Here is an 8556-nt window from a genome sequence, read left to right as displayed (position 1 = left end):
CCACCACCCCAAACCGTTCACCCCGCACCGCCACCTGCGAGGACACCCACCGCCAAGTCTCACGACGCACAAAGAGCCGACCGAGCCCTTCGCAAGCGCCGACTCCCACCAAGACCGCAAGCAAAAACCCCTTTGCACAAGACCACAAGGAGGCCCCGCACTGGACACCCCCAAGGGACCCCACGAATCCCTCGGCGCCCGGCATTCCCGAAAGAATCAGAAGCCGCCCCAGAAGACGATCTGCACCGCGGCGATCAGGCCTCCGCGCGGCGTATGCGCGTAGCAGCGCGCGTTGTCGCCCTCGATCTGTCCGCGTTCTTCCACCTGGGACAACGCCGAAAGCGCCAGCTCGCCGACATGCTCAAGCGCGCCAAGTCCTGGAAGGGCGCCGACAAGGAGAAGAACGGCTACGTGTTCGCCCTGAGCCGCTACCACACGGCTCGGGCACACTGACCCTCCACCACGCTCCGGGTCGCGGGGGCCAGGGCGGCGCAGCATCGTTCCGCGGACCTGCCATCAGAGCCGAACTCGGCGCCGGAGTCCGAGGCGTCACCCCACGCTCACGAGCGTGCCACACCTCCGAGACCGGGTTCACGTGCTGTACGCAAGTCCGCTAGGCGTCGCTCGCGGCCGGGGGATCTTAATCAGCGGCTCTTTGAATGGTCAAGAATATCCATAGAACAAAATTCACCTCTGTAAAATTTACCCATGGCGGTTCTAGCATAAACACGATATGCGAGGAGGGTAGCGTATGTTCTCATCAAAAAGAGCACTTGCCGCCTCGGCGATGATTTTTGCGCTCGGTGCGGCCGGCTGCGAGAGCGCCACGGTGAACAAGACCGCGGATAATGGCTCTCCCGAGTCGAGTTCATCGGGCCAAAAGAAAGGCGTAGCGAAGCCCGGGGATACGGTGAAGATCACCGACAAGACCCAAGGTATCGCTCTGAAGGTCACCCTCGTCAAGGTTGTGAAGCATGCCCAAGCCAGCGATGAATTCACAACACCCGGGCCGGGGAAGCGATTTGTCGCCGCAAAATTCCGAGTCCTGAATAGCGGTGATAAGACCTATCAAGATTCGCCGAGCAACGGTGCAACCTTGATTGACTCGTCTGGACAGAGTTACAGCGCCGAGATACTCGCTGCTGTCTCAGGCTGCCAAGGGTTCGCCAATGGCGAGGTCACCCTCACTAGCGGTGAATCCCAAACAGGATGCCTTACGTTCGCCATCGCTCACTCTGCGAAACCGCAACACATTCGGTTCGGCGCCGCGTCTGGATTCAGCGGCTCCGCAGAATGGGACGTCGGCTAGTAGGCTCGGCTACCTCGTCCGCGCCCTCGGCCTCCGCTCGGTCGCCGAGGGCGTCGAAGACCCCGCCACCGCCGAGGCCGCCGCCCGCTTGAGGATCTCGTTCTCGGCCTACAGTTGCCCGGTTACGGCGGCGCAACCCGGCCAGCTCCTTGTTCACGACACTGGACGGCCGGCCCGACTCGCCGCCCTCGAAGACGTAGAGAAGTTCTCATCCGGGGCGGCGGGCACAGCGGGCAGCGCGAGCATAGGTTCCGTAGCGACAGGACGGCACTGAGCTGGTTCGAAACCCGACGCGAAAGGGGCTTCGCAGCTATTGGTCTGAGGCTTGTTGGATCTGCACGGTGGCGACTCGCCTTCCGTCGAAGGCGATGAACGTCATACTTCCCGGCTGCGGGGTGTCGAGGTACAGCCAAGCGTCCCCTTTGCGCCCCCGCCCCATAATCATCATGCTTCTGTACTGGCGTTCAAATGCCCTCTGGCTGACACGATTGTGCGGACGTCCGAGGGAACGCCTGACCTGCCTCTTGGTCATACCGGGCTCAATCTTGGGCATGCACAGGATGCTATGGGCGATCATGTGACCGCTCAATGCTGACAGGTGCGCATCGAACGCGTCACTGTGCAGCGGCGGGCCAGCATCAGCGATTCCTGGCTTGCCTGGTCGGCGGGGGCCTCGACGGTATCCAGGGGCCGCGTGAGAGGGCCGCGGGCGACCAGGTCAACCCGAGGTGCCGGAAGTCGAATCCACCGGCTATGAGCAGCGTCCGGACCTCCGTGTGAGCCTCGTCTGCCGTCCCGCGTCCGGCGCCGCCGGGCCAAGGCATGAGGGCATCGTCCCGCGCAACGTCGGCGCTCTTTCGGCAGCTCCTCGTGTGGTGGCCATAAGGGGCGAACGCTCACGGTCAACCAAGCGAAAACGCTGCTCGACACGGTGACCGGCGACCGCCTCGAGATAGCGATCATGATCGCCCTGGCCTACGGGCCGCGGCGCGGCGAGGTTCTCGGACTGCACTGGTCGTCCCTCGACTGGTACGCGGGGACGGTGCGGCTCATCAAGACGCCCAAATCACGCCGGACGCTGGTGCTCACACCGCAAATCGTGGCCACGCTCCGTGCTCGGCGGTCCGAGGCCAAGATCGCGGCCGGTGAGCTGTGGAAGGATCACGGACTGATCTTCGCGAGTGAGGTCGATACCCCTGGACCCGGAGAACTTCCCGCACACCATCTCCAAGCTGGCCAAGCCTGCGGGCCCGGTCACTGACATCGGCATGAGCTGCAGGCACGCTTCGCGCTGATGCCGGCTCAAGGGACGCCGTTGCACGTCGTCTCCAAGATCCTCGGGCACGTCCATCGCGATCACGAAGGACGTCTATGGGCACCTGCTCGTCGACGACAAGCGGGCGGCGGCTGAGGCCATGAGCGGCGCCCTCTTCGGGGCCTGATCCATCCCCGTGGCTCCCATGGCGCACGCAAAAGCCCTCTCCCACGATCGGAAGAGGGCGTTGAGCTGGGCGCACCCGAAGGGATTCGAACCCCTAACCTTCTGATCCGTAGTCAGATGCTCTATCCGTTGAGCTACGGGTGCTTGCAGGAGTCAACTGTACCGGCTCTGCGGACCTGTCCGCGAATCGGTTGGCGGATGCGAGCGCCCGGAGGTGTGACTTGAGTCACGGAACCCTTTGTGGCGAAGGTGCGCCAAAGGGGTGATTGAGACGGGAGTGACCTGGGAGTCTGTACCCGTTCAAAGCCCGACCCCCCTGAAGGAGAATCCTCATGCGCATGTCTGCCACCAAGCTGGTCGGCGTCCTCGCCGTCGGTGGCCTGATGCTCGGTTCCACCGGCTGTGGCGCGGTCGACGCCATCGCCGGCGGGAAGAAGAAGACCGCGTGCAAGAACATCGAGACCGAGCTGCGGAGTTTCTCCACCAGCGGCATGTCGCCGTCGTCGCCCAGCGGCGCCTCGGCGACCGCGCAGAAGTTCACGGACACGGCGTCCAAGGTCCGGTCCGAAGGGCAGAGCGCCGGCGGGGACGTCGAGACGGCGGCCACCGCGTTCGCGGGCGACCTCGACGAGACGGCCTCGATGCTGAAGCAGGTCCAGTCCGGCAGCACCACGCCGCGCCAGCCCGACCTGAACGGCATGCGGAACCACGGGAACGACCTGGCCAAGGCCTGCGGGTTCACCGGGTTCCGGCTGGGCGGCTGACGACCGGCGGACCGCTCCCGCGGCCCCGGGAGCGCGGCGCCCGGAGGCGTTTCCGACTATGCTGGCGAGGCCGCAGGTCAGACTTTGCCGGTTGGCTCGCCGAACCGGTAGCCTGTCCTGAGCCTGACGGCCACTGGAGGATTCGCCTAGTCCGGTCTATGGCGCCGCACTGCTAATGCGGTTTGGGTGCAAGCCCATCCGGGGTTCAAATCCCCGATCCTCCGCCTCTAACCAGCGGTTACCTTGATCCCGTCCGTCGGATCGAGGGAACCGCTGGTTTCGTTTTGGGGGACCGACGCGGCGGGGGACCACAGCCGCGGCCGCCTCGGCGGCTTCCTTGAAGACCTGCGGGACCACGGAAGCATAGACATCGGCGGTGAACGACGACCGCGCATGGCCGAGCGTCTCGCTGAACACCTTCATCTCGACCCCGGCGGCCAGGGATAGCGTGGCCGCCCCATGCCGCAGATCGTGGAAACGGATGGGGACCCTGTGTCGCTTGGCGATCTGAGGTATCCCCCATTTCTCGACTTCGTGTCGCCGTCTCGTCTGATGGCGGCGTGCTGCGCGATGAGTAGATCGGAGTGCTGGGAGATCCACTCAGGACGAAACGGCGAGCCGCCAGGACGTGCGAACACCAGACCTGAGCTCACCCAGGCTGGGCCGGCTGCTCGGTCGGGCAGTATGACCTGGTGTCTGAATCCTCGCTGCCTGGTGGGTTCGTGAACGTCAGTGTCCGTGTCGGTGACACGGTGCGCCGACAGCCTGTGGCGCGTTCGCCGTTCGTTCATCGGCTCCTTGGCCTGTTGGAGCGGGCTGGTTGGGACGGGGCGCCGCGCTTCTTGGGGGTGGATGATCAAGGTCGCGAGGTGTTGAGCTTCGTCGACGGTCACGTGGCGTGGGAGCCGGTTCAGCCCTTCGGGGTCGACAGTGATGAGAGCCTGGCGCGGGTCGCCGAACTGGTCCGGGAGTTTCACGATCTGACGGCCGCGACGGATCTGGCTGGCGACGAAGAGGTGGTGTGCCATAACGACCTGTCACCGAAGAACACGGTTTATCGGAATCTGGGTGCGGGTTTGCGGCCGGTGGCCTTCATCGATTGGGACGTGGCGACTCCTGGGCGGCGGATCCACGACGTTGCGCATTTGTGCTGGCAGTACGTGGGGCTGGGGCCCGGCATCGTCGATGTCGGAGAGGCGGCTCGGCGAGTCCGGCTGGTCTGTGACGCCTATCGGCTGGTCGATCGGGGCGAACTGGTTGATGTGATCCTGTGGTGGCAGGACCGTTGCTGGCGTGGCATCGCGGCCGCTGCTGCGGCCGGCGACCCAGCGATGGTCCGTCTTCGCGAGGCTGAGGTCGTGGGTGAGGTGCAGGCCGCCTATGCCTGGGTTGAGCAGCATCATGTTGAGTTGGCACTGGGCTCGGTGCTGTAGACCGCTGATCGCCCTCATGACCCGTCTCCGGGCAGGCTGGCGCGTTCGGGGAAGGCGGTGACCGTCGCGGCCGCAACGCCGTCCAAGTTCCGCGCCGACCATCCCGGGATCGGCATGCTTCCACGTGCCCGTCCTCCCAGGCCGACGGCCTGACGATCCCCCGTAACCCCTTTAGAGTCGGTCGCATGTATTTCGTGTCTCGGTGGCGGGAGGAATCGCCATTCAGTAAGCGGGTGGTCACCGTACCCGACGCCACTGTGCTCGGGTGGTTTCGGCGCGGCTGGAACCGCGACGATCCGGAGGCATGGATCGACCGCGAGCTGGGCGGCGACGTCTACGGCCTCGACTCAATCTTCGAAAAGGCCCGCAAGCGCAATCTGCCCCTGCCGGAAAGCGCCGACGAGCTGCGCGAACTGCTGCACGAGCACCTATGGGTGGAGGGCGATGACGATTTCATCCGGCTCGGCGCCGCTGCCCGCCGGTAGAGCGGCGTCCAGTGCGGTCTTCAGCCATGGCGTCCCGGTCCGTACCGTCCGGCTTGCGCCGCCGGGGCCGGAGTCGGTCTTCTCGGTTCGCCTGTGCTGGGAATCGCCCGACGCCCATCGGAATCTGGACTTGGTCGGTGCCTTGGCCTTCCCGGGCCTGGCCCTGCCGGAACTCGCCACCCGATTGCGGGGCGTTGACAGTCCCGTCGCCCACCACTGGCCGCACGACGCCCGCCTGCTGCGGACATTGGTCGCTCCAGGGGAGGCTGCCATCGGTCCGGCGATGGACCGCTACGCCCGGCTGGGCGGATACGCCCCGTCGCCCGCCGGCATCGACCGGGCGCTCGGGCACGAAGCGATCCACCAGGAGGTGCTGGACATGCTCCACCCGGAGCGACCCGCCGAGTCCCTGATCCAGCTTGACTCCCACATTGCGCAGGTCGCCCGATACATCGACGGGTTCTTCGGGTTCGATCAGTGGTTCATCTTCGATAGCCGGTGGGCGGCGGCCCACCCGGACCTGGCCCGCTCCCTGCTGCGCTACGCCGCCTACTGGGACCCATACGCGGTCTAAGACCTTTTCGCCAACATCCCGCCACTGGACGACCAGGGAGAACTGAGTACGCCGAGTGACCCGGCTCCTGGAGCACGCACGCCACTACCTTTGGGCGACTGGCACGGTCACCGACAACGCGCTCTTCTGCCGCGTGTGGAGATGTGTGTGCGGTGGCTGCAGGCCGGACGCGGACGAGCGGGTTCCTCGGAGAGCAAGCGTGTTGCGCTGGTGCAGGTCAACGGGGGTAGGCGCCGCCCGTAACCTCAGGCCACCTTTGCGATCCGGCACTCTATGCCTGCCGGTCCCACTGGGGCCTGAGCCGGTGTCGTGCCGCCGAATGTCGTGGTGTCGCGGACGTCGAACGTCGCCTCGCCGATGCGCTGTTTGGTCGCGGAGTCGAGCACCTCAACGGTCACCTTGAAACGGGAAGAGTCGCCCGTGATGGTGCCGCTGACGGTGACCGTCCCGGCGCCGCCGACGGTGTTCACCTGGCACTCGACGCGCGCGTTATAGGGCTTGCTGCCGACCTTGGGCGTCCCGTCCCCCGACAGGGTCGGGACAAGGAAGCCGAGCACAACGATCAAGCCGGTGACACCCATGATGACCGCGGCGATGATGAGCGCCTTCTTGCTGGTGCCCCGCCCGCCCCCACCGTAAGGGTCTTCGGCAAGGGTCCATTCGTGCGTGGGCATCTGACCTCGCTCAACTCGTCCGGGAGATCATATCCACGCCAATCCGGAGGAGAACGGAGTGGCCGCCCCTGGGAAGGCCGCCAGTTCGTCGAGGCCGGCAGTCAGGTACGTCGTTGATGAGGTGATCATTCATCATCGGTAGAAGTCTCGTCCTTCTTGGGCGGCTCTAGGGCGACGTGGCGGCGTTGTTGGAGCGCATCGCGTTCCGCGTACGGGATCGTCATTGACTCCGCGAGAACTGCGGCGAGTGCGGAGGGCGGGCGTACGGGAAGTGCCCCACGTTAGGTCCGGCCGGTAGGTAGCGGAGGGGCGGACTGGGGGTGCCGCCCCTCCGCTGGTCTTCAGGTGCGGTCGATGATCGCGAAGACGACCTTGCCAGCCTTTCCGGGCGAGGGGGCGGACGCCCCAGCGGCGCGAGAATTGGTCGACGATGAACAGGCCCCGGCCTACCTCGCTGGCCATGTCCGCCTCCTGGATGTGCGGCAGGTCGGACGTTGCGTCCTGGACCTCCATCCACAGGGCGTCATCCTCGGTGCGGTCCAGCCGCAAGGTCACGTCGCCGTCCTTCTCGGACGCGTAGCGGAGCGCGTTGGTGACCAGCTCGCTGGCAACCAGGCACGGCACGAAGTCGTCCATGTCCCACTGGCCGATCACCAGCCGCACGAACTGCCGGACCTCCGCGACGACCTTGAGGTCCTGCTTCACCACCATTTCGTTCTGCGTCGCCGCCTGACCCATGACCTCTCCTCACTGTGTGTGGCGTACAGCACACAGTGCGCCATTTTCAGCCTACGATGTGACTACCAAGACTTCCTGGCAGGTCTTGGGAAGCGCATGATCGTTGTTGGCAGCTTCCATCGAGAGGTAAGGCCATGCCCCCGCGGCGTCAGCGCCCCCGCGAGTCCCCCGCTCTTGTCGCCTTCGGCCGTCAGATGCGCCGAATGCGAGAGGCCAAAGGGGTCAAGCAGGAGACCATCGCGCAACTGACCACGATGAGCGGTGCCCAGATCAGTCGGCTCGAGAACGGGAAGAGGCGGGCGACCCGCTCTTTCGTGGAGATCGTGGATGACTACCTGGAGGCTGGCGGCTCGCTCATCAGCCTGTGGGAGGACCTCAACAAGGACGGTCACCCCGTCCCAATCTGGTTCGACTGGCCCCAGATCGAATCAGATGCGGCGATCCTCGTTTGCTACGAGCACTCGGTGATTCCTGGCCTGGCCCAGACTCCGGCTTACGCACTGGCGATCTTGCGCGGCAACAAGGAGGGCGCCGACGCTCGCATTCAGCGCCAGGCCATCCTCAGCAGAGACGACGGCAAGGCTCCCCCCGCTCTACTGCTGCTCATCGACGAGCAGGTGCTCACCCGACTGGTGGGCGCCCCCGAGACGATGAGGGAACAGTTGGAGCACCTGATCGCCATCAGCTCCTTGCCGAATGTCACGGTTCAAGTAGTCTTGGGAAGCGGCGAGCATGACGGCAACATGGGGGCCTTCGTGGTCGCGACGATGGAGGATCGCAGCGAGGTCGCGTACATCGAGACTGCCGTCCGTGGCATCACGACGGACAACCCCGCAGAACTATCCATCCTGGCGCGTACCTTGATTGACCTCCGTTCTCGGGCACTCACGCAAGAAATGTCCTGCGAACTGATCCGAAAGGTCATCCAAGAAAAATGGACCTGACAGACGCCAAGTGGCGCAGGAGCAGCTACAGCGGCTCCAACGGCGGCAACTGCGTCGAGCTGGCTGGGGCGGCCGGTGCGTCGGTGGTGGCGGTGCGGGACAGCAAGGACCCGGACGGGCCCGTCCTTCTGCTGACCCGCGTGGCCCTGCGCACAGCCGTCCAGTCCGCCCCCGACACTCACTGACCACCCGCC

General features: G+C 65.4%; 10 protein-coding genes, 2 tRNA genes and 2 pseudogenes. 10 read left to right on the top strand and 4 right to left on the bottom strand.

Annotated elements, in window-relative coordinates:
• The first annotated feature begins 273 nt into the window (after nucleotides 1–273).
• The 3 genes and pseudogenes from E1293_RS40805 to E1293_RS40795 form a co-directional block, all read left to right on the top strand.
• Nucleotides 274–453, top strand: a complete 180-nt coding sequence (locus E1293_RS40805; protein ID WP_132204476.1) for a hypothetical protein — start codon at nucleotides 274–276, stop codon at nucleotides 451–453.
• A 298-nt stretch (nucleotides 454–751) separates the two neighbouring features.
• Nucleotides 752–1309, top strand: a complete 558-nt coding sequence (locus E1293_RS40800; RefSeq protein WP_132204474.1) for a DUF4352 domain-containing protein — start codon at nucleotides 752–754, stop codon at nucleotides 1307–1309.
• A gap of 904 nt (nucleotides 1310–2213) precedes the next feature.
• A pseudogene (locus E1293_RS40795) lies at nucleotides 2214–2570 on the top strand (tyrosine-type recombinase/integrase); the annotation flags it as partial.
• A gap of 251 nt (nucleotides 2571–2821) precedes the next feature.
• On the opposite strand, the gene E1293_RS40790 reads toward E1293_RS40795, so the two are convergent.
• A tRNA-Arg gene (locus E1293_RS40790) sits at nucleotides 2822–2894 on the bottom strand.
• Nucleotides 2895–3082: 188 nt separating this feature from the next.
• On the opposite strand from E1293_RS40790, the gene E1293_RS40785 reads away from it, so the two are divergent.
• Nucleotides 3083–3514, top strand: a complete 432-nt coding sequence (locus tag E1293_RS40785; protein WP_132204470.1) for a hypothetical protein — start codon at nucleotides 3083–3085, stop codon at nucleotides 3512–3514.
• 135 nt (nucleotides 3515–3649) lie between these two features.
• A tRNA-Ser gene (locus tag E1293_RS40780) sits at nucleotides 3650–3738 on the top strand.
• A gap of 142 nt (nucleotides 3739–3880) precedes the next feature.
• Here the strand turns inward: E1293_RS40780 and E1293_RS49920 are convergent.
• Nucleotides 3881–4114, bottom strand: a pseudogene (locus E1293_RS49920) (hypothetical protein); the annotation flags it as partial.
• A 92-nt stretch (nucleotides 4115–4206) separates the two neighbouring features.
• On the opposite strand from E1293_RS49920, the gene E1293_RS40770 reads away from it, so the two are divergent.
• The 3 genes from E1293_RS40770 to E1293_RS48980 all read left to right on the top strand — a co-directional run bounded on the left by E1293_RS40770 (nucleotide 4207) and on the right by E1293_RS48980 (nucleotide 6006).
• Nucleotides 4207–4947, top strand: a complete 741-nt coding sequence (locus E1293_RS40770) for a phosphotransferase (RefSeq protein ID WP_132204468.1) — start codon at nucleotides 4207–4209, stop codon at nucleotides 4945–4947.
• A 185-nt stretch (nucleotides 4948–5132) separates the two neighbouring features.
• Entirely contained in the window at nucleotides 5133–5432 is a 300-nt protein-coding gene (locus E1293_RS48985) for a BTB/POZ domain-containing protein (RefSeq protein ID WP_207939401.1), read from the top strand.
• A 130-nt stretch (nucleotides 5433–5562) separates the two neighbouring features.
• Nucleotides 5563–6006, top strand: coding sequence for a hypothetical protein (locus E1293_RS48980; protein ID WP_207939400.1), 444 nt, complete (start codon nucleotides 5563–5565; stop codon nucleotides 6004–6006).
• Between the two features lie 245 nt (nucleotides 6007–6251).
• Here E1293_RS48980 and E1293_RS40760 read toward each other — a convergent pair whose 3' ends face one another.
• Nucleotides 6252–6680, bottom strand: coding sequence for a hypothetical protein (locus E1293_RS40760; RefSeq protein WP_132204466.1), 429 nt, complete (start codon nucleotides 6678–6680; stop codon nucleotides 6252–6254).
• Nucleotides 6681–6812: 132 nt separating this feature from the next.
• Nucleotides 6813–7418 carry an ATP-binding protein gene (locus tag E1293_RS40755; RefSeq protein WP_132204464.1) on the bottom strand — a complete coding sequence of 202 codons (606 nt, stop codon included), beginning with the start codon at nucleotides 7416–7418 and terminating at the stop codon, nucleotides 6813–6815.
• A 134-nt stretch (nucleotides 7419–7552) separates the two neighbouring features.
• On the opposite strand from E1293_RS40755, the gene E1293_RS40750 reads away from it, so the two are divergent.
• Both E1293_RS40750 and E1293_RS40745 read left to right on the top strand, forming a co-directional pair.
• Nucleotides 7553–8362, top strand: coding sequence for a helix-turn-helix domain-containing protein (locus E1293_RS40750; protein WP_132204462.1), 810 nt, complete (start codon nucleotides 7553–7555; stop codon nucleotides 8360–8362).
• Nucleotides 8353–8547: a DUF397 domain-containing protein gene (locus tag E1293_RS40745; protein ID WP_132204460.1), complete on the top strand. Its 195-nt coding sequence runs from the start codon at nucleotides 8353–8355 to the stop codon at nucleotides 8545–8547. Before E1293_RS40750 ends, E1293_RS40745 begins: the two co-directional genes overlap by 10 nt.
• Nucleotides 8548–8556: the final 9 nt, after the last annotated feature.

Source organism: Actinomadura darangshiensis (genome assembly GCF_004349235.1).
Taxonomy (GTDB): Bacteria; Actinomycetota; Actinomycetes; order Streptosporangiales; family Streptosporangiaceae; genus Spirillospora; species Spirillospora darangshiensis.
Note: the sequence above shows the minus strand (reverse complement) of the source record. Positions and strands in the feature narration are given on the sequence as shown.